Here is a 26,100-nt window from a genome sequence, read left to right on the forward strand (position 1 = left end):
TAACTTGCACACCGCTGTGCAAGTTAGATCGAACGGTGCTGGCCGGTGTCGGAAGGGCGGCGTACGCTCGGGGCGATCGATGGCAGAGACGCGCCGCCGGGCGCGCCACCAGACGGAGGAGAGGGCGATGACGACACTCGAGGGGCGGCCGAACACGGCGCTCGTGGTGATCGACGTGCAGAACGAGGTGGTGGGCGGGGCCTACCGGGCCGACGAGGTGGTGGAGCGTATCGGCGGGCTCGTCGACCGTGCCCGCGCCGAGGGGGTCCCCGTGGTGTGGGTGCAGCATTCCGATGAGGGCCTGGTCGCCGGCACGCCCGAGTGGGAGTACGTGGCCGCGCTCGCGCATCCGGATTCCGAGCCCACGGTGCACAAGCACTACGGCGACGCCTTCGAGGGCACCGAGCTCGAAGAGGTGCTCGCCGACGCCGGCGTCGGACGGCTGGTGGTGGCGGGAGCGGAGACGGATGCCTGCATCCGCTCCACCATCCATGGCGCCTTCGCGCGCGGCTACGACGTGACGCTCGTGGGCGACGCCCACACCGCCGGCGACAAGAGCGCGTGGGGCGCGCCGCCGACGCCGGCGGTCATCGCGCACACCAATCTCTACTGGCAGTACCAGTCCGCCCCCGGCCGCACCGCCGCGGTCACCGATGCGGCCGAGGTCGTCTTCTAGCCGCGGACGGTGCCGTCGACGGCGTCCGGCGTCATCGGGCCCGGATGAGGGTGGGCATCCTGAGCGGCGCGGCTGCCCAGGATGGATCCGGGAGGTCGGAGAGAACGCCGCCGGCCCGCAGGCACAAGGACGCCACCCAGATCTGCCGCTCGCGACGCCTCAGGTACTCCTGCGCCGAGGCTCGCGAGCCCCAGACCTCGAGCGGGGTCGACCAGGCATCCCGCGCCAGGTCGCGGGCTGCGACGTTCAAGTGCACGACGGTGTGGTCGTGCAGGTTGCGCAGCGCCCCGGCAGGAAGGGTCGCGGTGTAGGTCACGAGTTCTGCCCAGGGCAGTTCCCACTCCGGGGCGGTCTCGGCCGGTTCGTCGCGCGTGAGGGCGTCCATGGCGACGGCGAGACCCCGCGCGTCCAAGGCGACGGAGGCCACGACCTGAGCCCGGTCGAACCCGTCGACGGCCGAGGGCTCGCGCAGGGCGTCGTCGGAAAGGCCGCGGAGCAGCCGGGAGTAGTACGCGGTTCCGCGCCGTGCTGAGAGCGATACGGCGGAAGCCGGTGCGGAGGAAGGCGACTCGACGATGACCGCCGACTCGGCGGCCATCAGCTGCGCGAGGGGATGTAGGTGCGGTCGAAGTGGAGTCGCTCCACCACAGGGGCGTCGCTGAAGCGGAAGAGATCGAACTCCGTCTCGCCCTCGAGGCTCCAGGCGGTCCACGACGGCACGACGAAGAGGTCGCCCGTTTCCAACGGTGTTCGCTCGCCGTTGAGCACGACGGTGCCGCTGCCCTGGAAGACCTGCCATACGCTCGACCCGACCTCCTGCCGGCCCGGGGTCGAGGCCCCCTTCCGGAGGCGATGGAACTCGCAGCGGATGGTGGGGAGCACGTCTCCGCCGCTGCTCGGGTTCGTGTACTTGATCGCGGCGTGCCCCTGTTCGACGGTTGCCGGGTAGCCGTGGTCCTCGAGCTCCAGCTGCGCGCGGAGCGCGGCGTCGGTGTGCTCCCAACGGTAGGCGGCGAGCGGCGTGCTCACCGAGGAACCCTGCGAGGAGAGCGGTGTCAGACCGGGATGAGCCCACAGCTGCTCCGAGCGCGAGACCGCTGGAGAGGACTCGTCGGTGACGCGTTCGGATCCCAGCTCGAAGAAGCCGAAGTCGAGGTCATGGGCGAGGGGCACGTCGAGTCCGTCGATCCAGGCCATCGGCTGATCGGTGTCGTTGTGGTGTCCATGGAAGTTCCAGCCCGGGGTGAGCAGCAGGTCGCCTCGGCGCATCGCGACCGGGTCGCCGTTCACCACGGTCCAGACGCCCTCGCCTTCGACGACGAAACGGAAGGCGTTCTGCGCATGCCGATGCTCCGGGGCGGTCTCGAAGGCGCCCAAGTACTGGATGGCGCACCACAGCGTCGGCGTCGCGTAGGCGGTCGGCGCGAGGCCGGGGTTGGCGAGTCCGATCGCGCGGCGCTCGCCGCCGCGGCCGACCGGCACGAGGTCGCCGGATCGCCGCGCGATGTCCAGCAGAGCCCGCCACCGCCAGACGAACGGGATCGCCGACGGCGTCGGCGCGAAGGGCATCAGATCGTTGGTCTGCGTCCACAGCGGTGCGGTGCTGTTGCGCGCGAAGTCGCGGTAGAGGGCGTCGAGCTCCGGAGAGGGGGCCGGCTGGCCGCCGTGCTCGGGCAGGGCTGACGGCGAGCTCGTCGTGTCGTCCAGGGTCATGGTCGGGCCTCCTCGTGTCCGGACACCCGGCTTCGGCGCCCGCGAAGGCCAGACTAAGAACGCCGGCGCGTGCCGCCGGAGAGATTCCGTATGCCGGAATGTTCTAGAGGTCGGCGTGCGCGAGGTCGCGTTCGATTTCACGGCGGGTGTCGAGAAGGAGCGGCGCCAGCCGGTCGCGGAGGGTGACGTCGAAACGCGCGGTCGGCACCGACACGCTGACGGCGCCCAGGGGTTCGCCCGCCGGCGTGCTGATCGCAGTGCCGACGGCCGCGACGTCCCGTTCCGTCTGGCCGAAGTTCATCGCCACGCCGGAGGAGCGGATGGCGGCGAGTTCCGACAACAGCTCGCCGACGGCCCTTTCGCCCCGTGCCGGATCGGCGCCGGTTTCGGGAGCGAGGATCTGCGCGACCGCGGCCGGGTCGAGTGCCGCGAGGATCGCCTTCCCGCCGGACGAGACGGTCACCGGCATGATCACGCCCTGCCGGTCGCGGGTGCGTCCGGCGGCGATCGCCTCGACCGTCTCGAGGAACCGCACCTTGGTGCCCACCCTCACCATGAGGTTGGCGGACTCGCCGCTGCGCCGGGACAGCAGCACGAGATGCGGATGGCAGATCCGCCGCAGCTCCCGGTTGCGCGACAAATGGGCGGGGCCGGCTTCCATGGATGGGCCGGGGAGATAGAGGTGGTCGTCGTCGACGACGGCGAAGCCGCGGTAGACCAGGGTCGAGAGCAGGCGATGGGCCGTCGACCGGGAGGTGCCCAGGTGGTCGGCGGCGTCGGAGACCCGCAGGCTGCCGTCGTCACGCAGGATCTGGAGCAGGCGGAGTCCTCGATCGAGGGCGCCCACGCCGTACGCCGGCGGTGCGGGGAGCGGTGCGTTCTGCATGACGGAATCATACGCACGCTCGCTCGGATGCTCCGCAGGATGATGCCGTGCAGCAATACGACGAAGTATTCCCTCCGACGACCGTCTTCATCATCGGTGGCGGGATCGGCGGTCTCGCCGCGGCCCTCGCCCTGAATCGCGGCGGTCACAGCGTGACGCTGGCTGAGCAGGCCGCCGAATTCGGCGAGGTGGGCGCCGGCCTGCAGCTGGGGCCCAACGCCACCCGCATCCTCCGCGACTGGGGGCTGCTCGACGCCGTCGAGTCGGAGGGCGTCGTGGTCGACACCCTGGTGGCTCGCGATGCCCTCGATGGCCGAGTGCTCACCTCGATGCCGGTGGCCGGATCCTTCGTTGAGCACTACCGGGCGCCCTACGTCGTCATCCACCGCACCGACCTGCACCGCATCCTGCTCGCGGCCTGCCGGGCGGCGGGGATCGTGCTGCTCACCGGTACGCGGATCTCGGCCGTCGAGCCGGCGACGGACGGCGCGACGGTGATCGCCGAGGACGGACGCCGCCAGAGCTACCCGGTCGTCATCGGAGCGGAGGGCCTGCGGTCGGCGAGCCGCGACGCCATCGTGGGCGACGCGCCGGTGCCCTCGGGCTATGTCGCCTATCGCGGCACGATCCCGCTCGAGACCGCGTCGACCTCGAACGATGTGACCGTGTGGATGGGGCCAGGATGTCACCTCGTGCAGTACCCGCTCCGCAACGGCACGCTGCTCAACAACGTGCTGGTGTTCCGCTCGCCCGGCTTCGAGCGGGGTGAGGAGGACTACGGCGGCGCCGGCGAGCTCGAAGCAGCCTTCGGCGGATGCGCAGAGCCGGTGCGCCGGGCCCTGGCGCACGTCGGCCGGCAACGCCGCTGGCCGCTCTACGATCGCGCGCCCGCCTCCACCTGGAGTTCCGGACGGCTGGTGCTCACCGGCGACGCCGCGCATCCGATGCTCCAGTACCTCGCGCAGGGGGCTTGCCAGGCCCTGGAAGACGCCGATGCGCTCGGCCGGCTCGCCGGCGCGCACGCCCGCACCGACTGGGACCGCGTCGTGGAGGGCTTCGTGGCCGAGCGCGAACCCCGCGCGACGCGCGTGCAGACCACGGCGCACGCCTTCGGTGCCCTGTGCCATGCCGCCGGCGAGCAGCGCGCCGTGCGGAACGAGCTGCTCGCGGCCCGTGAGATCGACGACTTCTCCGTGGCCGACTGGCTGTATGCGGCCCGCGCCGCAGCAGTCACGCCCTGACGCTCCGTCCGGATCACGCCACCGACACCCACCACCCCGACCCCGACCAGGAAGCACACCCTCCGATGCGCCTCGCACTCTTCAACGACAACCTGCCCGGCATCGTCGACGCCGACGACATCGTCGACGTCTCCTCGATGCTCGAACCCTGGCCGGCCCACCGGGGCGGCCCCTGGTCGCGCTGGCTCGAGGACGGGGCCGACCAGGCACCGCTCGCCGACGCCCTCGCATCGGGGGTGCTGCCCCGCGTCCCGCTCGCCGCCGTCCGGCTCCGGGCACCACTGCCGCGCCCGGGCAAGATCATCGCCGCTCCGGTCAACTACCTCGACCACAAGCTCGAGATGTCCGAGCAGAAGACCATCGCCGAGTACGGCGTCTTCCTCAAGGCGAACTCCTCGGTGATCGGTCCCGGCGACACGATCCGGCTCCCCTATTCCGACAGGCGCACCGATCAGGAGGGCGAGCTCGGCATCGTGATCGGCGAGGGAGGTCGCGGCATCGCCGTAAAGGACGCCTTGCGCCACGTGGCCGGGTACACCGCGGTGCTCGACATCAGCGTGCGTTCGACGGAGGACCGCTCGACCCGCAAGTCGTTCGACACCTTCACGCCGCTGGGGCCGTGGATCGTCACCGCCGACGAGGCCGGCGACGCCGACGACCTCCAGCTGGACTGCTGGGTGGCGGGCGACCATCGTCAGAGCGTGTCGACGGCCGAGATGATCTTCGGGGTCGCCGAGCTCGTGGCCTATGCCAGCTCCGTGATGTCGCTGTACCCCGGTGACGTCATCGCGAGCGGCACCCCGAAAGGCGTCGGCCCCCTCTCCGACGGCGACGAGGTGCGTCTCATCGTCGAGCGGGTCGGCACCCTGACTGTGTCGGTGAGCGACTCCGGGGCCATCCGCTACGGCGATCGACCTATCCCGCAGACCACCAGCGCGACATCGACGTCGTGAGGAGGAGCCCCGGAACGACATCGAGGAACGCCTCGATCGGTCTCCGATGAGAGCGGCTCAGATCGGCATCGTCGCCGTCTGCGTGGGGGGCGCCGAGCTGGGGGTCCTGCTCGGCAGGGCGACCGGCTCGACCGCCCTGGCATCGGTGGCCGGCGTGGTGGGCCGGCGCCCACTCGCCATCAGCTTCTCCACGATGGGGCGGCCGATCGGCGGCACGCTCGGCGCTCGCCGATCACCGCAGGCCTGACGGCCGCTCCGGGGCGCGCCGTCGCGAGTTGACGTCGTCGGCGGCCGCCTCCAGCAGCGGATGCGTGAGCACGTTCCCGCGGTCGGCCGCGAGCCGTCCGATCGGCAGGTCTCCGATCATCAGCAGCACGTGCTCGTTCGTGAGCAGGCCCAGGGTGCCTTCGGGAGAGAGCTCCTCACGCACCCGGGCGAGCAGGGCGGTACCGGCCGCCGGGTCCGTCATCCATTCGCGCAGTGTCGAGGCCGTCGTGAGCGGCGGAACCGGGCCGGTCGCGTCGAGGTCGAGCCACGCGGTGAGCCGGAGATCGCGGGAGGAGGCGCCGGCGTCGATGCGGTGTCGCCCGGCATCGCGCACCCAGCCGCCCGCCCGCTCGCTCCACCGCTCGAACGCCCGCCGGGGCAGCGTGAGCGCGACACGCTCCGACTGTCCGGGGTCGAGCTCGAGGCGCACGAAATCCGCCAGCTGGCGGCGTGCGCGGGCGACGCCCGCCTCGGGCTGGCCGACATAGACCTGGGCGACCTCGGCACCGGGCCGCGCGCCAGAGTTCGTCACCGTGAAGACGGCGGTGACGCGATCGGCGTCGCGGTCGAGCCGGAGCTCGATGTCGTCGTAGCGGAACGAGGTGTAGCCGAGTCCGTGCCCGAAAGGATAGGCGACCGGGGTGTCGCTCGCGTCGTAGCCTCGGTAGCCCACGAAGATCCCTTCGCCGTGGTGCACCGTGCCGTCCTCGCCGGGGAACGACAGGAAGGTCGGCGTGCTCGCGAGAGACAGCGGGATCGTCTCGGTCAGCTTGCCCGAGGGGTTCGCGGCGCCCGTGAGGATCGCGGCCAGGGCCGTGCTCCCGCGCCGGCCCGGGAGGCCGGCCCAGAGCACCGCATCCGCGTCGCCCGCGAAGTCGTCGACGGTCAGGACGCCGCCGCCGAAGCACACCACCACGAGCCTCGCGCCGGAGCCGGCGGCGACGGCGAGCGCCTCGCGTTGTGCGGCCGGGAGGGCCAGGTCCACGCGGTCCCGGCCTTCCGAGTCCGACTGCTCTTCGAGTCCCACCACGGCCACGACCAGCTCGGCGCCCGCGGTCGCCGACCGCACCTCGTCGAGCAGGCGAGCGGTGTCGGCCTCGCCGTGCAGAGAGTAGCCGGGAGCGAAGGCCGTCACCGTGATCCCCGCGCGGGGCAGCGCCGTGAGCAGATTCTCGGCGACCTCGTCGTTCACCTGCGAACTCCCGCCTCCCTGGAACCGGGGCCGCTCCGCCAGCGCGCCGACCACCACGACTGAATCCGAGCCGCCCGCCAGGGGGAGGACGCCGTCGTTCCTCAGCAGCACGATCGACTGGAGCGCGGCCTCGAGGGCGAGGGCGTCCTCGTCTGCCTCGCGGTGTGCTGCGGGCTCGCGGGTCAAGGAGCGGGCGAGCGCGGCGATACGGCCGGCGGCGGCGCCGATGACCGCCTCGTCGAGCGTGCCGGCCTCGACCGCGTCGAGCACCAGTTCGGCCGACGCGCCGTTCGTGCCGGGCATCTCGAGGTCGAGCCCGGCGCGCAGAGCCGCGAGCCGGTCGCCCACCGCACCCCAGTCGGAGACCACCGCGCCTTCGAAGCCCCACTCCTCTCGCAGCACCGTGGTCAGCAGCCAGGGGTTCTCGCTCGCGGGCACCCCGTTGATGCGGTTGTACGACGCCATGATCGATCGCGGTCGCGCCTCGGTCACGACCTGCTCGAAGCCGCTGAGATAGATCTCGCGGAGCGCGCGCTCCGAGACCTCGGCGCTCACGCGCATCCGGTCGGTCTCCTGGCTGTTCACGGCGAAGTGCTTGGGGCAGGCGGACACTCCGGTCTTCTGTACGCCGCGCACGAAGGCGGCGCCCATCCGGCCGCTGACGAGGGGATCCTCTGAGTAGTACTCGAAGTTGCGGCCGCCCAGAGGCGAGCGCTTGATGTTCAGTCCCGGCCCGAGGAGCACGTTCGCGCCGGCCTCCCGCGCCGCGACGGCGATGGCCTCGCCCACCGCCTCGACGAGCCGCGGGTTCCAGGTGGCCGCGAGGTTCGCCGCGGTCGGGAAGGCCGTGGCCCGCACCTTGCCTGCGAAGTCGGGCAGGTTCATCGCCAGGCCGTGCGGGCCGTCGGTCATCACGACCGCGGGCAGGCCGATCCGTTCGATCGGCGCGGTGGTGGCCATGTCCGCGCCGGAGAGCAACGACGCCTGTTCCTCGAGGCTCAGCGCGATCCCGGACCCGGCCGCGCCGGGAGATGCCGGTCCGCCGGTCACCCTCCGACTCCCTCGCGCTCGAGCTCCATCTGCCGGCGTTCGTCGGGGTTGTGGATGTTCCACACCCTCTCCGGCCGCGGGTCGTCCTCGGGCGCGCGGAAGGGCACCCGGATGACGTGCGTGCCGGGCCCGATACGCTCGATCCGCTCCGGGTCGGTCGGGTTCACGAACACGGCTTCTCCCGCGGCGGGCACCGTCATCTCGACGGCGAGGGACTCGCTGTCGCGCACCCAGGTGATCTCGTACCGTCCGAACGAGCTCTCGTGAGCGGCCGAGGCGCGGGAGAGCCCGCCGCCGGGCTCTGGCGCGAACCGCACGGAGGAGTATCCGGGTGCGGCGGGCGCGAGACCGGCCACGCGCCGGTGCAGGAAGTCAACGACCGCTCCGAGCGCGTAGTGGTTGAACGAGGTCATCTCGCCCGGGTTCACCGAACCGTCGGGGAGAAGACTGTCCCATCGCTCCCAGACCGTCGTCGCCCCCATCGAGACCGGCCACAGCCAGGAGGGCGTCTCGCGCTGCAGCACGAGGTGATAGGCGTCATCCATGTGCCCGGTCGAAGCGAGCGCGTCGCACACGAGCGGTGTGCCGACGAAGCCCGTCTGGATGCGGTAGCCGCCCGCGGCGACCAGTGCCGCCAGGCGCTCTCCCGCGGTTGCGGACTCCGCTCCCTCCAGCAGCTCGAACGCGATGGCGAGGGAGAGCGCCGTGACGGTGTCGCTCACCACGCGGCCGGCCGGGCTCACCCACTGCCGGCGGAACGCGCTCCGGGCCTTGTCGGCGATCCCGGAGTACCTCTCCTCGCCCGCGGGGTCGCCGAGCGCCGAGGCGGCCCGTGCGACCAGTCGCGCGGAGTGGGCGAGGTAGGCGGTCGCGACGAGGTAGCGATCGGTCGCCGAGTGGTCGGGCCGGTCGGGCGGGGCGGCGGGATCGAGCCAGTCCCCGAGCTGGAAGCCCTCGTTCCAGAGCCCGGTCTCGTGGGTCAGCGTGTAGACCTGCTCGATCCAGGCGCTCATGCTGCCGAACTGCTCCTGGATGATGCCGGTGTCGCCGGTGCGCTGGTAGAGCACCCAGGGCACGATGACGGCGGCGTCGCCCCAGGCCGCGGCGGGTGCGCTGGGAAATCCGCAGGCCACCCACGGGTGGAAGTTCATCACCGAGCCGTACTCGATCTGTTCGGCCGCAAGATCCCGCAGCCAGTTCTGCAGCACACCCGTGCTGTCGTGCAGGAAGGCGGCCGCGGCAGCGAAGACCTGGATGTCGCCGCTCCAGCCGAGCCTCTCGTCGCGTTGAGGGCAGTCGGTGGGAAGGTCGACGAAGTTGTCGCGCATGCTCCACACGACGTTCTCGTGGAAGCGGTCGAGAAGCTCGTCCGACGACGAGAATCGGCCCGTGCGGGACATGTCGGAGTGCATGACGAGCGCTTCGATGGTGCGGGGGTCCTGATCGACGGGCCAGCCCTCGACCTCGGCGTACCGGAAGCCGTGAATGGTGAACCGCGGGGTCCACGTCTCGAAGTCATCGGAACCGAACACGTACACATCCCGTGCCTGCGCCGTGCGGAGCGGCCGGAGGCTCAGCTCGCCATGCTCCAGCACCTCCGCGTGCCGGAGCACGATCTGGTGGCCTGGCGTGGCGCGCGCGGTGAATTCCAGCTTGCCGCTGATGTTCTGCCCGAAATCCAGCAGTACGCGGCCGTCGGGCCGCCGCTCGGCGGCGACGGGGTTGAGGCGCTCGACGACCCGCACCGCGGGCCCGGTCGGTGCTTCGAGCACCGCAGGCGTGCCGCTCAGGGCGATGGTGGATGTGGGCTGCCAGGCGGAGTCATCGAATCCCGGAGCCGACCAGCCGGCATGTGCCAGGCCCTGGTCGTGGGTCTCGCCCTCGTAGAGGCCGGTGGACACGATGGGCGCCGGTGCCCAGGTCCAGGTCAGCGGCACGACCCGGGCGCCGAGGTCGTCTTCGAGCTCGAGCTGGCACAGGAGGGCCACGTCGCTGCCGTAGATGTTCCAGAGGCCGCCGTTGAAGCCCAGCCGGCCGCGGTACCAGCCGTCGGCGAGCCACGCGCCGATCACGTTCTCGCCGTCGGCCAGCTGGCCGGTGATGTCTAGGGTGCGGTAGCGCAGCCGGTGGGCGTAGCTGCTCCAGCCGGGAGACAGCAGGTCGTCGTCGCCGGCCCCGCCGCCGTTGACCTCCAAGTCGTAGACGCCATGGGCGGAGGCGTACACCCGTGCCCTGCGCACTGTGCCCCTGACGGCGAAGGCGGCGCGCAGGAGGTATGCCGGCCGCGCGGCGTCCGCCGGAGCCGAGAGCGACGGCGAGACGAAGTCGCTGGCCCAGTCGCTGCGCTCGAGCAAGCCGGCTTCGACGGGCAGCGGATCCGACCAGTCGGCCCATCCGGATTCCAGGCGCGAGCGCACGCGCACCACCGCCCGTTCCCGCGAACGCAGCGGAGCGGCCGGCCACGGGAGGAACGAGGTGGACCGGGCGTCGCTGAGGTGCCGGGTGATCCCGCCATCGCGGAGGATCTCCACCTCGCTGCCGGTCTGCACGTCGCTGCCGCTGTGCTCCACCACCCAGCTCAGGCGCGGTGCGGCGACGTCGATCCCCACCGCATCGCGACGGTGCTCGACTCGGAGTCGTCGTGAGCGGGCGGGGCCCGTCACTTGACCGCTCCGGCGGTCATGCCCTTCATGACCCGCTGGTTCAGAATCAGGTAGAGCACCAGGGTGCCGAAGACGTTGATGCAGATCGCGGCGAAAGTGGGCCCGTACTGCACCTGACCGAACTGCCCCGTGAAGTTGAGCAGCCCGACCTGGATGGTGCGCAGATCGCTGCGGGTGGTGAACGTCAGGGCGATCAGCAGGTCGTTCCAGATGAAGAAGAACTGCACCAGCGCCACGGTGAAGATGGCGTTCTTCACCAGCGGGAAAGCGATCGAGCGGAAGGTCCGGAAGATGCTGGCGCCGTCTAGGGTGGCGGCTTCGAAGATCTCCCGCGGCACGCTGCGGAAGTAGGTCGCCATCATGAAGACGGTCAGCGGAAGGCCGATGGCCGTGTAGGTGATGATGAGTGGCAGGAGCGAGCCCGTGAGGCCGGTCTTGAAATAGATCGTGAACAGCGGAAGCAGGATCATCTGACCGGGCACCATGATGCCGGCCAGGAACGCCAGCAGCACGGCTCCGCGGCCCTTCCACACCATGACCTCGAGGGCGAAGCCCGCTGCGACGCCGAAGACGATCGTGAAGAACAGCGCCGGCGCGGTGGCCAGGATGCTGTTGCGCACGTAGGTGCCCAGGTTGCCGGTCGTCCAGGCTTCGACGTAGTTGTCGAACGACCAGGTCTGGGGCAGGGCCCACGTGGGGGAGTTCAGGAACTCGTCCTGGGTCTTGAACGATCCCATCAGCAGCCAGAACAACGGGTAGACCACCGTGATCAGCAGGATGGTGACGACGATGATCTTCGGCAGGTTCTTCAGGATGCGCGAGCCGCGACGCCGCTGCGGCGGGCGCCGTGCCGAGGTGCTGGCGGCGGGGTTGGTGAGTGCAGTGGTGCTCATGATCAGCCCTTGGTGAGGTCGCGTCGCGACGAACGGAAGATGAAGACGGTCACGATGAGGCAGAGGATCGTCAGAAGGAGTGCGATCGAACTGCCGTAGCCGTATTCGCCGTAGGTGAAGGACGTCTGGTACATGTACAGCGTCAAGGGTGTCGTCGTGCTCCCGGGGCCGCCGGCGGTCAGGGCGAGGATCGAGTCGAACACCTTCAGTGTCCCGTTGATGCTGAAGATGATCGAGGAGAGCAGCACGGGGAGCGAGAGCGGGATCACGATGTGCCGCACGAGCCGCCAGCCGGATGCGCCGTCCAGTCGCGCGGATTCCAGGATCTCTTCGGGGATGTCGACGAGCCCGGCGTACAGCAGCACCGCGTAGAAGCCCATCGATCGCCAGACGTCCATCATGATGATGACCCAGAAGGCGGAGTCGGCGCTGCTGAACCAGTCGACCGAGGGGATGCCGACGGTGTTCAGGAGCGAGTTCACGAGCCCGTTCTGCGGCACGATCTCGAACAGCTTCTGGAAGAGGAGGGCTACCGCCACGGTGGGAAGCACCACGGGGAAGAAGACCAGGGTGCGCACGAGGCCGGAGGCGCGGCGGAGCCAGAAGACGTACATCAGCGACAGGAGATAGCCGAAGACCACCTGCAGCACGGTGAGCACGAAGGCGTACTTGAGGGTGAACACCAGGGCGTCGAGCACGCGCGGATCGGTGAAGAGCTTCGCGAGGTTGTCGAGTCCGACGAAAGTGAACCCGGTGATGGGATTGCCCTCGAAGACCGTGTAGCCGAGCGACCACAGGATCGGCACGAGCATGACGAGTGTGTAGACCAGCAGGGCGGGTCCCAGAAGGATGGTGATGGCGCGCCAGTCGCCGAGTACGCGATTCATGAGTGCTTTCTTGGTCGTTCGAGGAAAGGGAAGGGTCGGGCGCCTCCCCGGAGCGCCCGACCCCCGTCGTGCTATTTGCCGAGGTCGGCCTGCACCTTGGCCATGAAGTCGGCCGGCGAGAGAGCTCCGGTCGCGAGCTGCGAGCCGTTCGTCTGGCTGGTGGAGGTCGCCTTCGCGTTGAACAGCGCCTCGAACCACAACACGCTCTTCGGGCTGGCCGCGGCCGCATCCTGGATCGTCTTGGTGAGCGGCGGGAGGTCGGCGACCGGGGTCTTGACCGTGAAGCCGGTGATGACGCCCTGGTTCTTCAGGGAGTCGGTGCCGTAGTTGTCGCCGATGCAGGTGAGCCAGTCGCCCACCTTCTGGTTGTATGCGGACTTCGACATGGCCAGGGGGACGCCGATGTTCGCGGCGAGCTGGTCACTGCTCCCGGAGCCGCCCTTGACGGACGGGAACGGCACGAAGCCGATGTTGTCGGCGCCGATCTTGTTCTGCGCCGGGTCGTTGAACACCGACAGGATCCAGCTGCCCATGTAGAACATGCCGGCCTGGCCGTTCACGAACTGGTTGACGGCCGTCGTGTAGTCCACGGAGCCGACGGAGGGGCCGAAGTCGCCCGCCGAGCCGAGGTCGGCGATGGCCTGAGCCGCTGCGACGTATTCGGGATCGGTGAGCTTGGCTTCGCCGTCGGCGACCTTCTGCAGGGCGTCGGGGCCGAGCGTGCGGTAGATGTAGTTGCCGATCAGGCGCGTGATCGGCCAGCCGTCCTTGCCAGCCGCCGACAGCGGGGTGATGCCGGCCGCCTTGAGCGTGGCCGAGGCGGCGACGAGGTCGTCCCAGGTCTTGGGGGCCTGGATGCCGTTGTCGGCGAAGATCTTCTTGTTGTACCAGATGCCTTCGACGTTGAACTCGGTGGGCAGCACGATCTGGCTGCCGTAGAGCGCGTCGATGGTGGACTTGGCGGCGGGGATGATGTCGTCGGAGATGCCGAGGGTGTCGAAGGTGGAGCCGATGTCGAGCACCTGGCCACTCGTGTCCAGGTCCTTGATGACCTGGGGTGAGTTGCCCGCCGCGAACACGGCCGGCAGCGCGCCCTGGCCGCCCAGCAACTGGAGCTGCTGGTCGATGCTGGCCTGCGGCTGCGTGGTGATGTTCAGGGGGAGCGCCTTCTGGTCCGCGGCGCACTCGCCCGTGCTCAGTGCGGTCAGGGTGTCCTGGACCGCGGTGTTCTCCGCGAGGGAGAGGTAGGAGAACTCCGTCGCCCCCGTGCTCGCCGCGTCGCCGCTCGAACATGCGGTGAGCATGAGGGTCCCGGCGCCGAGGAGCGCGGCGATGGGCAGCGCCCTCCGTGCGAGTTTCTTGTGTGCTGTAGTCACTATTCCTCCTTGAATGTGTGCGCAGATGTGCGCCGCTCGCGCGCTCTTGGAGCGCTTCAATTCGGGATGCTACGGGGCCGTTCAACGCTTGGACAAGCGGAATCGAGCGTGGGACGATCACTCGCGTCGATACCCCTCATCGCGAGAATGAATCCACCTGCGGTGTCCGCGGCGACAGGCGCCGGACGGTTATGGTGTGTGCGTGTCAACATTCAACGGGGTGCCGGGCGGCCCCGGCATCTCCGACGTGGCGCGCCTGGCCGGCGTGTCGCAAGGCACCGTGTCGAACGTCCTGAACCACCCGGAGCGGGTCGCCGAAGCGACGCTGCAGCGCGTCCGGCAGGCGATCGCCACCCTTGCCTACGTGCCGAACGGAGCCGCCCGTTCGCTCGCGGAAGGCAGCAGCAGATCGATCGGCCTGATCATGAGCGACATGGGCAACTCCTTGTTCGTGGACATCGCGCGCGGCGCGGAGCGGGCTTCCGCTGAGGCCGGCATGGGCCTCCTCCTCGCGAACAGCGACGGACGCCTGGAGAGCGAGGACCGCTACCTCGACCTCTTCGCCGAGTCCCGCGTGCTCAGCACCCTGCTGACCCTCAATGACGAACACCATTTCCAGGAGATCGTGCGGCGCGTCGCCGGCACGCGCGCGCTCGTACTCCTGAACTTCCAGGCCGACCCCGCGTCATACTGCAGCGTCGACGGGCACAACGAACGCGGCGGGTACCTCGCCACCCAGCACCTCATCGATCTCGGCCGGCGGCGGCTCGCCTTCGTCGGCGGACCCGACTCCCTCCGGCCCGTGTTCGAGCGGCGCCGGGGCTTCGCTTCGGCACTCGCCGAGGCCGGCCTCTCGGCGGCCGCCGAGATCGTGCCCACGGGCATCAACAGGTCCGACGGATGGCGGGTGGGCACCGAGCTGGTCGACGACATCGCTCGCGGCCGGATCGACGGGATCATCGCCGCGTCCGACCTCCTTGCCGCGGGGATCCTTCAGGCCTTCGAATCGCACGGTCGCATCCGCGTGCCCGACGACGTGGCCGTCGTCGGCTACGACAACAACCAGGCGGCCTGGGACTCGCCGATCCCCATCACGACGATCGGCCAGCCCGGGGAGGAGATGGGGTTCGTGGGCGCCGAGCTCGCGATGGCCGAGCTCGTCGAGGGCGACGCGCACGTGCACCGCTCGGTGGTGCTCGAGCCCGCCCTCATCGTGAGAGAGAGCAGTTCGGCCTGATCGGCCGCACACTCGGCTAGCGTGGACCCGTGGAGTTGTCGACGATTGACCTCAACCTTCTCGTGCCGCTGAAAGCGCTGCTCGAGGAGAAGAGCGTCAGCCGTGCCGCTGAACGGCTCCACCTGAGCCAGCCTGCGGTCTCGGCGTCGCTGAGCAGACTGCGGCGGTATTTCGACGACGAACTGCTCATCCGTGCGTCGAACGCCTACTTCCTCAGCCCGCTCGCCGAAGACCTCCTGGCCGAGCTGCCCGCGGTCGACGAGCTCATCTCGCGCCTGTTCCGGCTCGAGCAGGCCTTCGACCCGGCCACCACCGGCCGGCGGTTCCGGGTGATGTGCTCCGATTACGTCACGGCGGTGTTCGGTGCCGAGCTGTCTCGGGTGATCTCGAGCGCCGCTCCCGGAGCGCAGATCAGTTTCGAGACGGTCTCGGACAGCCACGTCGACGGCGCCCCGGACTCGCTGCGCGACATCGACGGCATCGTGCTCCCGCACGGCTACCTCCAGACGACCGACTCGCTCGACCTGTTCGAAGACGAATGGCTCTGCCTGGTCGACCGCGAGAATCCGGCGGCCGCCGACCTGACCCTGGAGGCCGTCGGCGCCCTGCCCTGGGCGATGACCTACAGCGGGCGCACGTCCGTCACGCTCGCGGCGCGGCACCTTCACTCGATCGGGATCTATCCGTCGACCCAGGTCGTCACGCGGAGCTTCCTGAATCTCCCCGACGTGGTCGAGGGGACCCCCCGCGTCGCGTTCATCCCTCGGAGCCTGGCCGAGCGCATGCAGCTCAACCCGCGGATGCGCGTGGTCGAGTGCCCGGTCGCCATCCCGAGAGTGCGGCACGCCTTCTGGTGGAGCCAGGCGCGGGAGAAGGACCTGGGGCACCAGTGGCTGCGTCATCGTCTGAGCGACGTGGCCGAGTCTCTCAGACGATGACGGGATGACGGGGACGAGACCGCGCCGACCAGCCCGATCGTCAGGGGCAGCGAGGTGGTGGGTGCTCCGCCCACGGTGCACGGCGATGAGGCCGAACCCGAACCCGGCTCAGCCGCGGGCGGTGCCGTCGACGGCGTAGGGCTCGATGGCCGCGATCTCCTCGGGGGTGAGCGGCGCCGCATCCAGAGCCGCCACGTTCTGCTCCAGCTGCGCCACGCTCGACGCGCCGATGAGCGCCGAGGTCACCTGCGGGTGCCGCAGCACCCAGGTGAGCGCGAGCTGGGCGAGCGTCTGCCCGCGCGTGGCGGCGATGTCGTTGAGCGCCCGGGCCCGCGCGAGGTAGGTGTCCTCGATGCGGTCGGCCGAGAGGAAGTGCGAGGTCGCCGCGCGCGAGCCCTCGGGCACCGTGCCGTCGAGGTAGCGGTCGGTGAGCAGCCCCTGCTGCAGGGGGGAGAACACGATCGAGCCGGCGCCCACCTCGTCGAGCACGGGCAGCAGCCCGCCCTCGATGTGCCGGTTGAACATCGAGTACGAGGGCTGGTGGATGGTGAGCGGGATGCCGTGGGTCGCCAGGATGCGCGCGGCCTCGCGGGTGGCCTCGGGCGAGTAGTTCGACACGCCCACGTAGAGCGCCTTGCCGGAGGTGACCGCGGTGGCGAGCGCGCCCATGGTCTCCTCGAGCGGCGTCTCGGGGTCGAAGCGGTGGGAGTAGAAGATGTCGAAGTAGTCGAGCCCGGTGCGCGCGAGGGACTGGTCGAGCGAGGCGAGCAGGTTCTTGCGCGAACCCCACTCGCCGTAGGGGCCGGGCCACATGTAATAGCCCGCCTTGGATGACACGATCAGCTCGTCGCGGTAGGGGCGCAGGTCTTCGGCGAACACGCGACCGAAGTTCGTCTCGGCCGAGCCGGCAGGCGGGCCGTAGTTGTTCGCGAGGTCGAAGTGCGTGATGCCGAGGTCGAAGGCGCGGCGCAGGATGCCGCGCTGGGTGTCGAGGGCGCGCTCGTGCCCGAAGTTGTGCCAGAGGCCGAGGGAGAGGGCGGGGAGCTTCAGGCCGCTGCGACCCGAGCGGTTGTAGGGCATCCGGTCGTAGCGGGTGGAATCGGCGAGGTAGCTCTCGGCGGTCATCGAGGGGAGTCCTTCCAGAACGGATGCGCGGGGCGCGCGCGGGTGCGAGCGGCGCGGGAAGTGCGCCCAGACGATCATGACACGTCGCGAAGTCGACATCCGAAGAAAAATGTTTGCGTCACCATTCGTGCCTCTGCCAACATGTTGACGTAAACACTCGCGGTCGGAGGATTCCGGCTGCTTTCCAATGGAGGAAAGGCACCACCCCCATGACACTGTCGTCACGAGCCCGAACGGGCGCGCTGGCGGGGTTCACAGCGATCGCGATGAGTGCAGCAGCGCTCACCGGCGGCCTCGGCGGATTCACCTCCGCACCGGCCTCCGCCGCGACCGGGACCCCTGTCACCATCACCCCCAATCCCGCCTACCAGAACGACGCCTTCGAGGGCTGGGGCACGAGCCTGGTCTGGTTCGCCAACGCCACCGGCGACTACCCGCCGGCTGTGCGCCAGGAGCTCTTCGACAAGGTCTTCGGCGAAGACGGGCTGAACCTCAACATCGCCCGCTACAACATCGGCGGCGGCAACGCCTCCGACGTGCCGCCGTACCTGCGCCAGGGCGCGGCGGTCGACGGCTGGTGGAACCCCGACCTCGCCGCCACCGACAGCCAGGGGCCCATCACCTCGAACTACGCCGACCGCGACCGCTACGCGGCGGCCTGGCGTGCCGACGACCCGGCCTCGTACGACTTCACCGCCGACCAGACCCAGCGTTGGTGGGTGAGCCAGCTGAAGGACAAGATCACCAAGTGGGAGGCCTTCAGCAACTCGCCGCCCTACTTCATGACCCAGAGCGGCTTCGTCTCGGGCGGCACCAACTCGAGCGCCGACCAGCTGAAGACCTCGAGCATCGCCGACTACGTCACCTACCTCAAGACCGTGGTGCAGTCGGTCGAGGCGCAGGAGGGCATCAGCTTCGACTCGATCGACCCCTTCAACGAGCCGAACACCAACTACTGGGGCACCAACATCGACTCCGCCACCGGCTGGCCCAAGCAGGGCGGCCAGGAGGGCGCCCACATGGGCCCCGCGCTGCAGGACCAGGTGATCAAGGCCCTCTCCGCCGAGCTCGCGAAGGACTCGACCACGACCGACGCCATCATCTCGGCGATGGACGAGACCAATCCCAGCATCTTCGCCACCGACTGGAACGGCTGGTCGGCCGAGGCCAAGTCCGAGGTGTCGCAGCTCAACGTGCACACCTACGGCACGAGCGGCCGCACCGTCGCCCGCGACATCGCGAAGACCGCGGGCAAAGACCTGTGGATGAGCGAGATCGAGGGCGACTGGGACGGCTCGGGCGTCAACAACCAGACCAACATCAACAACGGCCTGGGCGTCGCCGCGCGCATCACCGACGACCTGCGTGAACTGGAGCCGAGCGCCTGGGTGCTCTGGCAGCCGGTCGAGGACGCCTACAACATGCAGAAGGTCGAGAAGCTCAACTGGGGCTCGGTGCAGATCGACTTCGACTGCAACGCCGACGGCAACTCGGTGCGCCGGCTCGCCGACCACGACGCCGACCCGTCGTGCAAGGTGCAGACCAACGCGAAGTACAACACCATCCGCAACTTCACGCACTACATCCACCCGGGCGACCACATCATCCCGTCCACCAACACGCAGACCACGACGGCCGTCACGGCCGACGGCACCGGCGTGACCCTGGTGCACGCCAACCCCGACTCCACCGCCCGCACCATCACGGTCGACCTGTCGAAGTTCGGCACGATCGCGCCGGGCGCCACCCTGACCCCGATCGTGACCACCGAGTCGCCCGCCGACGACGTGACGAAGAACGCCCTCGTGCAGGGCGCATCCGTTCGGGTCGACGCGGCCTCGAAGAGCGCGGTCGTCACGGTGCCGGCCAAGTCGGTGTCGACCTTCGTGATCTCGGGCGTGAGCGGCGTCGCCGACACCGCGGCGCCCCTCGTCGACGGCCACAAGTACCAGATCGTCGGATCGCAGAGCGGCAAGACGCTCACCCCGAACACGGCCGTCGCCACCGGCGCGACCCCGGGCGCGACCATCAACGCCACCACCCTCGGCAACGCGGCGAGCCAGCTCTGGACCGTGAAGCAGCTGACCGGCGGCGGAACCAACCACGAGCGCTACGTGCTCACGAGCGCGAACGGCAAGGTCCTCGCCGCCACCTCGGCAGGAGTCGTGCTGCGCGACCAGACCGCGGAGCAGGCGGCGGCGGATGCGTCGAGCCAGTGGATCCTCACCACCACGAACGGCTCCAGCTGGTCGCTCGTGAACGGAGCGCTGCCCAAGGCGCTCGAAGTGCCCGGACAGGCCACCGCCGAGGGCTCCCCGGTCAACGTCTACGACTCCAACAACGGCGCCAACCAGGCGTGGAGCTTCCGCGACACCGCCCTCACCGGTTTCGCGCCGGTCTCGGTGAACACCATCGCGGGCATCGCCCCGACCCTGCCCGGCACCGTCGTGCCGCAGTACCGCAGCGGTGCCGGCGCCGCCACGGCCGTCACCTGGAACACCGAGGGCATCGACTGGAACCAGGCGGGCACCGTCACGGTGCAGGGCTCGGGAACCGACCTGTTCGGCACCGCGTTCACGAACGCCACGGCCACCGTCGAGGTGGGCGGCTTCACCACCACCGATCCGGTCTCGGTGACGAGCTACGCCGGGGTGCCCCTGTCGGCGCTCGCGGCGAGTGCGCCCACCACGGTTCCGGCGCGCATCGGGGCCAGCTCGACGAGCTACCCCGCGGCCGTCACCTGGGACTGGTCTGGCGTGACGGATGCCTCGTTCGCCTCGACCGGTGTCGTCACCGTGACGGGCTCGGCCGTGTCGAACGATCCGGCCGCGGCGCCGCTCGCGGCGAAGCTGTCGGTCATCCTCACCACCCCGGTGTCGACGAACATCGCGCCGGATGCCACCACCACGGCTACGGCCACCTCCACCGAGAGCGGCTACCCGGTCGATCGCACCCGCAACCGGGTGATCGACGACAAGGGCTGGTCGAACTGGCGCAGCACGAACAAGCCGCTCTCCGACACCCTGAGCTACAACCTCGGCTCGACCAAGGTGGTCGACCACGTGATGCTGTACTTCTACAAGGACGGCTCGACGCTCAGCTGGCCCGACGCCCTCTCGGTGGAGTACCAGACGCCGGCGGGTGCGTGGGTGCCGGCCACGGCGACGCCGATCGTGGTGGCGACGCCGTCCGACGGCAAGGCGCCCGTCGTCGACGTCGACCTCGGCGGGGTGCAGGCCACGCAGGTGCGCGCCGTGCTGACGGCGAAGGCGAACACCCACATGGTGGTCTCCGAGGTCGAGGTCTACGCGAAGGCGGCCGGGGTCTCCACGGAGGCGTCGCTGGCGGCCCTCTCGGCCGACGGAGCATCCATCGCCGGCTTCGACGCGGCGCAGGGCTCCTACTCGGTGGCCGTGGCGGGATCGCGTCTGCCGGTGGTGGCGGCCGTCGCCGTCGACACCGCAGCGCGCGTGTCGGTGGTGCAGGCGACCGATGCGGCGCCCACCGCGACCGTGACCGTGACGGCGGCAGACGGCACGACGGTGAAGGAGTACTCGGTGACGTTCTCGCGCACCGTGGTGCTCCAGACGCCGACCGTGTCCGGTGTGGCCAAGGCGGGGCAGACGCTCACCGCGGCGGCTGTGACCGACCCGGCGGATGCGCAGCTCGCCTTCGTCTGGACGCGTGACGGCGCCGCGATCGACGGCGCGACGACGGGCAGCTACCTGCTCGGCGCCGCCGACGTGGCGCACTCGGTCGCGGTGACCGTGACGGCGTCGGCGCCCTCGGGTGCCGTGGGCTACACGGCCTCGCAGCCGGCCTCCTCGGAGGGTGTCGTCGTGCAGGCCGCGGACGTCGACCCGGGCAACCCGGGAGGCAACCCCGGCGAGCCGGGCGGCAACCCGGGCAACGGCGGCGACCCGGGAGGCAACCCCGGAACGCCGGGCAGCTCGACCTTCGCCTTCACCGACGCCTCGGGCGCCGCGGTGATCGACGGAGCCGTCGTGAAGCCGGGCCAGACGGTCACGGCGAACATCCGCGAAGCCACCGCGGGCGCACAGATCGCGTTCGAGTTCCACTCCGACGTGGTGCAGCTCGCGAGCGGCACCGTGGCCGCCGACGGAAGCCTCGCCCTCTCGGGCGTCGTTCCCGCCGACGCCACCGCGGGCACCCACCACCTGGTGCTCACGATGGGCGGCACCGAGCTCGCCTCGGTCGCGGTGGTCGTCGAGGCCGGCGGCGTGACGGCGGTGCCGGTGGCGGATGCCGCGGGCTCCGGTTCGGGCAACGGCGGGTCGCTGCCGCAGACGGGTGCCGACGGCATCCTGCTGCTGCTCGTGGCCCTCGGGGCGCTCGCCGCGATCGCGGGAGGTGCCCTGGTCATCCGCCGCCGCCGCGTAGGCTGACGCCGACCGGCACCCGGAGACGACAAGACCGGGCGGTCCCTCTCGAGGGGCCGCCCGGTCTTCGTGCGTTCGGTGCCGGCCGATCAGTCGCGTGGCGCGACACGGGCCGGGTCAGCGGGGCGCGGGCCCCGTGCTGTCACGCACCACGAGCTCGGTCGGCACCGTCGTGGTGCCGGCCACTCCCCGCTCGCCCGCGATCTGGGCCAGCAGGTTCGCCATGGCCACGTGGCCCACGTCGGCGAAGTTCTGCCGCACGGTGGTCAGCGGCGGCCAGAAGGAGTGCGCCTCCTCCATGTCGTCGAAGCCCACCACGCTCACCTCGCCCGGCACGTCGCGGCCGAGCTCGTGCAGGGCGCGCAGCACGCCGAGCGCCATCTGGTCGTTCGCGGCGAAGATCGCCGTCACGTCGTCGCGGCGCCCCAGCTCCAGCCCGAGCCGGTAGCCCGACTCGGTGGTCCAGTCTCCGTGGAGCACCTCGGGTGGCGTGATGCCGGCCGCGAGGAGGGTGGCCTGCCACGACTCGATGCGGTGCACGGCCGAGAACGAGGTGGGCGGACCGGCCACGTGGAACACCTGGCTGTGGCCGAGCGAGAGCAGGTACTGGGTGGCCTTGCGGGCGCCCTCGGCCTGGTCGGTGTCGACGACCGGGTAGCCCGAGCCCGAGTTGGAGTCGATGACCACTACGGGCAGACCGGGCGGCAGCGTGATGTCGCCCTTGTCGAGCAGCGCGGCCTCGAACACGATGACCACACCGTCGACCGCTTGGTCGCTGAGCCGGCGATAGGCGCCGCTCACCGCGCCGAGCGTCGGGTCGGGGAGGGGGATGAGCGTCAGCGAGTAGTCGGCCTTGGCCGCCTCGGTGGCGATCGCATCCAGGGTGCGCATGTTGCCGAGGGTCCCGAGCGTGAACATGATGACGCCGATGGTGTTGAAACGACCGCTCTTGAGGGCCCGGGCCGCCCCGTTCGGCCGGTAGCCGAGCGCCTGCATCGAATCGAGCACGCGTTGCCGGGTGGACTCGTCGACGTTGGACAGACCGTTGGACACGCGGGAGACGGTCTGCGACGACACCCCGGCGTGATGGGCCACATCGGCCATCGACGGAGGACGTCGTCGTCTCTCATCGCTTTGGAGCGTTTCGCTCACAGTTCTCCCTGGAGTGGTCAATGCCGCACGGGCACTTGCATGGTTACGCCAACATGTTATGCTCACTTCGTTCATGTTGACGTAAACATGATGAACTGTTTTTCAACGAAGAGGAGTGACGATGGCGTCTATCGCAGTCACCACGGCGCGGCCCAAGCGCCGCGCGAAGCGCGACTGGCGCGGATGGGGCTTCGTCGGCCCCTTCATGATCGTCTTCCTCGGCGTCCTGGTCGCTCCCGTCGTGTACGCGATCGTCCTCACCCTCTTCCGTCAGCAGCTCGTCGGCGGTTCGGGCTTCGTCGGCCTCAGCAACTACGTCACCCTGTTCCAGGACTCGAAGTTCTGGGAGTCGCTGTTCCGCGTGACCCTCTTCCTGCTGGTGCAGGTGCCCATCATGCTGGTGCTCTCGCTGGTGGCCGCGCTCGCCCTCGACAGCCTGCGCCTGCACGGCAGCGGCTTCTTCCGCATCGCGATCTTCCTCCCCTACGCGGTTCCCGGCGTCGTCGCCGCCCTGATCTGGGGATTCATCTACGGCAACCAGTTCGGCCTCACCGGCTCGCTCAACAAGTTCATCGGCTTCGACCTCTTCCAGCCCTTCTCCTCGGAGTGGATCCTGGCGTCGATCGGCAACATCGTCACCTGGGAGTTCATGGGCTACAACATGCTCATCTTCTACGCGGCGCTCAAGGTGGTCCCCACCGAGCTCTACGAGGCGGCCGAGATCGACGGAGCCGGCCAGTTCCGCATCATCTCGGGCATCAAGATCCCGGCCCTGCGCGGCTCGATCGTGATCGCCACCATCTTCTCGATCATCGGCAGCTTCCAGCTCTTCAACGAGCCGAACCTGCTGAAGAACCTCGCGCCGAACGTGATCTCGAGCTACTTCACCCCGAACATGTACGCCTACAACCTCTCGTTCGCCGGCCAGCAGTTCAACTACTCGGCCACCGTCGCGATCGTGATGGGCATCATCACGGCGGTCATCGCCTACATCGTGCAATTGCGCGGTTCCCGACAGGAGGTGCGCTGAGTTGAGCGCCGCAACATCCGTGCCCGCCAGCCCCGCAGACGCCCCTGTGCGCCGCAAGCCGCGCCGCCTGAACTACGTGCAGAGCTCCACCAACCCGAAGAAGCGCCAGCGCAAGTCGATCGTGCTCACGATCGTCATGGCCGTGTTCGTGATCTACTCGATCGTCCCGCTGCTCTGGCTCATCATCAACGCCACCAAGTCGCAGGACGACCTGTTCTCGAGCTTCGGCCTGTGGTTCGGAAAAGACTTCAACCTCTTCCAGAACATCTACGAGACCCTGACCTACCGCGACGGCATCTTCATCCAGTGGTTCGGCAACACGCTGATGTACGTGGTGGTCGGCGCCGGTGGCGCCACCCTGCTCGCCACCCTGGCGGGCTACGGCATGGCCAAGTTCAACTTCCCGGGCCGCAAGGCCGTGTTCGCGGTGGTGCTGGGCGCCGTCGCCATCCCGGGAACCGCGCTCGCGGTGCCGACGTTCCTCATGTTCAGCCAGCTCGGCCTCACGAACACGCCGTGGGCCGTCATCCTGCCGTCGCTGATCAGCCCCTTCGGCCTCTACCTGGTGTGGACCTACGCGGTGGATGCGGTTCCCACCGAGGTGCTCGAAGCGGCCCGGATGGACGGGGCCAGCGAATTCCGCACCTTCTTCACGATCTCGCTGCGGCTGCTGATGCCCGGCATCGTGACGGTGCTGCTGTTCGCGGTTGTCGCCACCTGGAACAACTACTTCCTGCCCCTGATCATGCTGTCGGAGCCCACCTGGTACCCCCTCACCGTGGGTCTGAGCCAGTGGAGCGCCCAGGCCACCGGCGTGGCCGCCCAGCCGATCTACAACCTCGTCATCACCGGCGCACTCCTCACGATCGTGCCGATCGTGGTGGCCTTCCTCTTCCTCCAGCGCTTCTGGCAGTCCGGCCTGAGCGCAGGAAGCGTCAAGGCGTGATCGCCCCCGCGATCGCGCACTGACACCCCGCTGTACCCACCCACCCGGGCGTCCTGCCCATTTACAACGAAGTGAAATCGAAAGGAAGACCACTGATGAGTTCCATCATCAAGCGGAAGGCACTGCGTCGTGTCGCCGTCGTCGCCGCATCGGCGCTGGCCGTGGGGCTGAGCCTCACCGCGTGCGCCTCCGGCAGCACCAGCACCTCGGGCGGAGCGGCCGGCAGCGCCGCCGACCTCGACGCCGCACTCAAGACCGGCGGCACCATCACCTACTGGAGCTGGACCCCCTCGGGCGAGGCCCAGGTCGCCGCCTTCGAGAAGGCCTACCCGAACGTCACGGTCAACCTCGTGAACGCCGGCACCAACAAGGACGAGTACACGAAGCTCCAGAACGCGATCACCGCGGGCTCGGGTGCTCCGGACGTCGCCCAGGTCGAGTACTACGCCATCCCGCAGTTCGCGCTCTCCGACTCGCTCGTCGACCTCACCGGCTACGGCTTCGGCGACCTGCAGAGCCAGTACAGCGCCGGCCCCTGGAGCTCGGTCGCCTTCGGCGGCAAGATCTACGGCCTGCCGCAGGACTCGGGCCCCATGGCCATGTTCTACAACAAGAAGGTCTTCGACCAGTACGGCCTCACCGTGCCCACCACCTACGACGAGTACATCGCCGCCGCGGAGAAGCTGCACGCCGCCGACCCCACCAAGTACATCACCAGCGACACCGGCGACGCCGGCTTCGCCACCTCGATGATCTGGCAGGCGGGCGGAAACCCGTTCACCGCATCCGGCACCGACGTCAGCGTCAACCTGCAGGACACCGGCTCGAAGAAGTGGGCCGACTCCTGGAACAAGCTCGTCGAGAGCAAGCTCCTCTCCACCACCCCCGGCTGGAGCGACGAGTGGTACAAGGGCCTCGGCGACGGCAGCATCGCGACGCTGCTCACCGGCGCCTGGATGCCCGGCGTGCTCGAGTCCTCGGTGGCCGCGGCCTCCGGTGACTGGCGTGTGGCCCCGATGCCCACCTACGACGGCACCCCGGTGACCGCCGAGAACGGTGGTGGCGGCCAGGTCGTGCTCAAGCAGAGCAAGAACCCGGCTCTCGCCGCGGCCTTCCTGCGCTGGCTGAACTCCGACCCGGAGTCGATCAAGGTCTTCCTCGCCTCGGGCGGCTTCCCCTCCACCACGGCCGAGCTCTCGTCGCCCGACTTCCTCGCCCAGGCTCCTGACTACTTCGGTGGCCAGAAGATCAACGAGGTCCTCGTCGACGCGTCGAAGAACGTGCCCACCGGATGGCAGTACCTGCCCTACCAGGTCTACGCCAACAGCATCTTCGGCGACACCGTCGGCCAGGCGTACGAGAACAACTCCGATCTGAACGTCGGTCTGCAGACCTGGCAGAAGCAGCTGGTCGACTACGGCAACCAGCAGGGCTTCACCGTCAAGTAGTCCCCTCGCAGTGCGAACGCGGCGGTT

At 69.5% G+C, this 26,100-nt stretch carries 20 protein-coding genes; 10 read left to right on the forward strand and 10 right to left on the reverse strand.

Annotation, left to right across the window (positions count from 1 at the left end; genetic code table 11):
* Positions 1-127: 127 nt before the first annotated feature.
* Entirely contained in the window at positions 128-676 is a 549-nt protein-coding gene (locus VD659_RS08125; RefSeq protein ID WP_423260611.1) for an isochorismatase family protein, read from the forward strand.
* A gap of 31 nt (positions 677-707) precedes the next feature.
* On the opposite strand, the gene VD659_RS08130 is transcribed toward VD659_RS08125, so the two are convergent.
* The 3 genes from VD659_RS08130 to VD659_RS08140 all read right to left on the reverse strand — a co-directional run bounded on the left by VD659_RS08130 (position 708) and on the right by VD659_RS08140 (position 3,275).
* Positions 708-1,274 (reverse strand): maleylpyruvate isomerase N-terminal domain-containing protein, encoded by a 567-nt coding sequence (locus VD659_RS08130; protein ID WP_423260612.1) that lies wholly within the window; start codon positions 1,272-1,274, stop codon positions 708-710.
* The gene (locus VD659_RS08135) at positions 1,274-2,389 is read right to left on the reverse strand and encodes a cupin domain-containing protein (protein ID WP_423260613.1); all 1,116 of its coding nucleotides are present in this window, start codon (positions 2,387-2,389) and stop codon (positions 1,274-1,276) included. The genes VD659_RS08130 and VD659_RS08135 overlap by 1 nt, the downstream gene beginning before the upstream one ends.
* Positions 2,390-2,492: 103 nt before the next feature.
* Positions 2,493-3,275: an IclR family transcriptional regulator gene (locus tag VD659_RS08140; protein ID WP_423260614.1), complete on the reverse strand. Its 783-nt coding sequence runs from the start codon at positions 3,273-3,275 to the stop codon at positions 2,493-2,495.
* 47 nt (positions 3,276-3,322) lie between these two features.
* Here VD659_RS08140 and VD659_RS08145 point away from each other — a divergent pair, with 47 nt between their 5' ends.
* From VD659_RS08145 to VD659_RS08155, 3 genes are all read left to right on the forward strand, one after another.
* On the forward strand, positions 3,323-4,516 hold the full coding sequence (locus VD659_RS08145) for an FAD-dependent monooxygenase (RefSeq protein ID WP_423260615.1): 1,194 nt from the start codon (positions 3,323-3,325) through the stop codon (positions 4,514-4,516).
* 65 nt (positions 4,517-4,581) lie between these two features.
* Positions 4,582-5,469: a fumarylacetoacetate hydrolase family protein gene (locus tag VD659_RS08150; RefSeq protein ID WP_423260616.1), complete on the forward strand. Its 888-nt coding sequence runs from the start codon at positions 4,582-4,584 to the stop codon at positions 5,467-5,469.
* Between the two features lie 46 nt (positions 5,470-5,515).
* Positions 5,516-5,716, forward strand: a complete 201-nt coding sequence (locus VD659_RS08155; protein ID WP_423260617.1) for a hypothetical protein — start codon at positions 5,516-5,518, stop codon at positions 5,714-5,716.
* Here VD659_RS08155 and VD659_RS08160 read toward each other — a convergent pair.
* The 5 genes from VD659_RS08160 to VD659_RS08180 all read right to left on the reverse strand — a co-directional run bounded on the left by VD659_RS08160 (position 5,702) and on the right by VD659_RS08180 (position 13,797).
* Positions 5,702-7,978: a glycoside hydrolase family 3 N-terminal domain-containing protein gene (locus VD659_RS08160; RefSeq protein WP_423260618.1), complete on the reverse strand. Its 2,277-nt coding sequence runs from the start codon at positions 7,976-7,978 to the stop codon at positions 5,702-5,704. The genes VD659_RS08155 and VD659_RS08160 overlap by 15 nt on opposite strands.
* The gene (locus VD659_RS08165) at positions 7,975-10,587 is read right to left on the reverse strand and encodes a family 78 glycoside hydrolase catalytic domain (RefSeq protein ID WP_423260619.1); all 2,613 of its coding nucleotides are present in this window, start codon (positions 10,585-10,587) and stop codon (positions 7,975-7,977) included. Before VD659_RS08165 ends, VD659_RS08160 begins: the two co-directional genes overlap by 4 nt.
* A 50-nt stretch (positions 10,588-10,637) precedes the next feature.
* Positions 10,638-11,534 carry a carbohydrate ABC transporter permease gene (locus VD659_RS08170; protein ID WP_423260620.1) on the reverse strand — a complete coding sequence of 299 codons (897 nt, stop codon included), beginning with the start codon at positions 11,532-11,534 and terminating at the stop codon, positions 10,638-10,640.
* A gap of 2 nt (positions 11,535-11,536) precedes the next feature.
* On the reverse strand, positions 11,537-12,421 hold the full coding sequence (locus tag VD659_RS08175) for a carbohydrate ABC transporter permease (RefSeq protein ID WP_423260621.1): 885 nt from the start codon (positions 12,419-12,421) through the stop codon (positions 11,537-11,539).
* Between the two features lie 71 nt (positions 12,422-12,492).
* Positions 12,493-13,797, reverse strand: a complete 1,305-nt coding sequence (locus tag VD659_RS08180; protein ID WP_423260622.1) for an ABC transporter substrate-binding protein — start codon at positions 13,795-13,797, stop codon at positions 12,493-12,495.
* A 202-nt stretch (positions 13,798-13,999) separates the two neighbouring features.
* On the opposite strand from VD659_RS08180, the gene VD659_RS08185 reads away from it, so the two are divergent.
* Both VD659_RS08185 and VD659_RS08190 read left to right on the forward strand, forming a co-directional pair.
* Positions 14,000-15,034 (forward strand): LacI family DNA-binding transcriptional regulator, encoded by a 1,035-nt coding sequence (locus VD659_RS08185; RefSeq protein ID WP_423260623.1) that lies wholly within the window; start codon positions 14,000-14,002, stop codon positions 15,032-15,034.
* A 29-nt stretch (positions 15,035-15,063) separates the two neighbouring features.
* On the forward strand, positions 15,064-15,972 hold the full coding sequence (locus VD659_RS08190; RefSeq protein WP_423260624.1) for a LysR family transcriptional regulator: 909 nt from the start codon (positions 15,064-15,066) through the stop codon (positions 15,970-15,972).
* A 108-nt stretch (positions 15,973-16,080) separates the two neighbouring features.
* On the opposite strand, the gene VD659_RS08195 is transcribed toward VD659_RS08190, so the two are convergent.
* A complete protein-coding gene (locus VD659_RS08195) occupies positions 16,081-17,097 on the reverse strand; it encodes an aldo/keto reductase (RefSeq protein ID WP_423260697.1) in 1,017 nt (338 codons plus the stop codon).
* Between the two features lie 266 nt (positions 17,098-17,363).
* On the opposite strand from VD659_RS08195, the gene VD659_RS08200 reads away from it, so the two are divergent.
* Positions 17,364-21,503, forward strand: a complete 4,140-nt coding sequence (locus VD659_RS08200; RefSeq protein WP_423260625.1) for an RICIN domain-containing protein — start codon at positions 17,364-17,366, stop codon at positions 21,501-21,503.
* Between the two features lie 111 nt (positions 21,504-21,614).
* Here the strand turns inward: VD659_RS08200 and VD659_RS08205 are convergent, their stop codons facing one another.
* Positions 21,615-22,601, reverse strand: a complete 987-nt coding sequence (locus VD659_RS08205; RefSeq protein WP_423260626.1) for a LacI family DNA-binding transcriptional regulator — start codon at positions 22,599-22,601, stop codon at positions 21,615-21,617.
* Positions 22,602-22,770: 169 nt separating this feature from the next.
* On the opposite strand from VD659_RS08205, the gene VD659_RS08210 reads away from it, so the two are divergent.
* The 3 genes from VD659_RS08210 to VD659_RS08220 all read left to right on the forward strand — a co-directional run bounded on the left by VD659_RS08210 (position 22,771) and on the right by VD659_RS08220 (position 26,073).
* Positions 22,771-23,679 (forward strand): carbohydrate ABC transporter permease, encoded by a 909-nt coding sequence (locus tag VD659_RS08210; protein WP_137837964.1) that lies wholly within the window; start codon positions 22,771-22,773, stop codon positions 23,677-23,679.
* 136 nt (positions 23,680-23,815) lie between these two features.
* A complete protein-coding gene (locus VD659_RS08215; protein WP_423260698.1) occupies positions 23,816-24,625 on the forward strand; it encodes a carbohydrate ABC transporter permease in 810 nt (269 codons plus the stop codon).
* Between the two features lie 95 nt (positions 24,626-24,720).
* Positions 24,721-26,073, forward strand: a complete 1,353-nt coding sequence (locus VD659_RS08220) for an ABC transporter substrate-binding protein (RefSeq protein ID WP_423260627.1) — start codon at positions 24,721-24,723, stop codon at positions 26,071-26,073.
* Positions 26,074-26,100 lie beyond the last annotated feature (27 nt).

This window comes from Herbiconiux sp. 11R-BC, from assembly GCF_049472555.1.
Lineage (GTDB): Bacteria > Actinomycetota > Actinomycetes > Actinomycetales > Microbacteriaceae > Herbiconiux.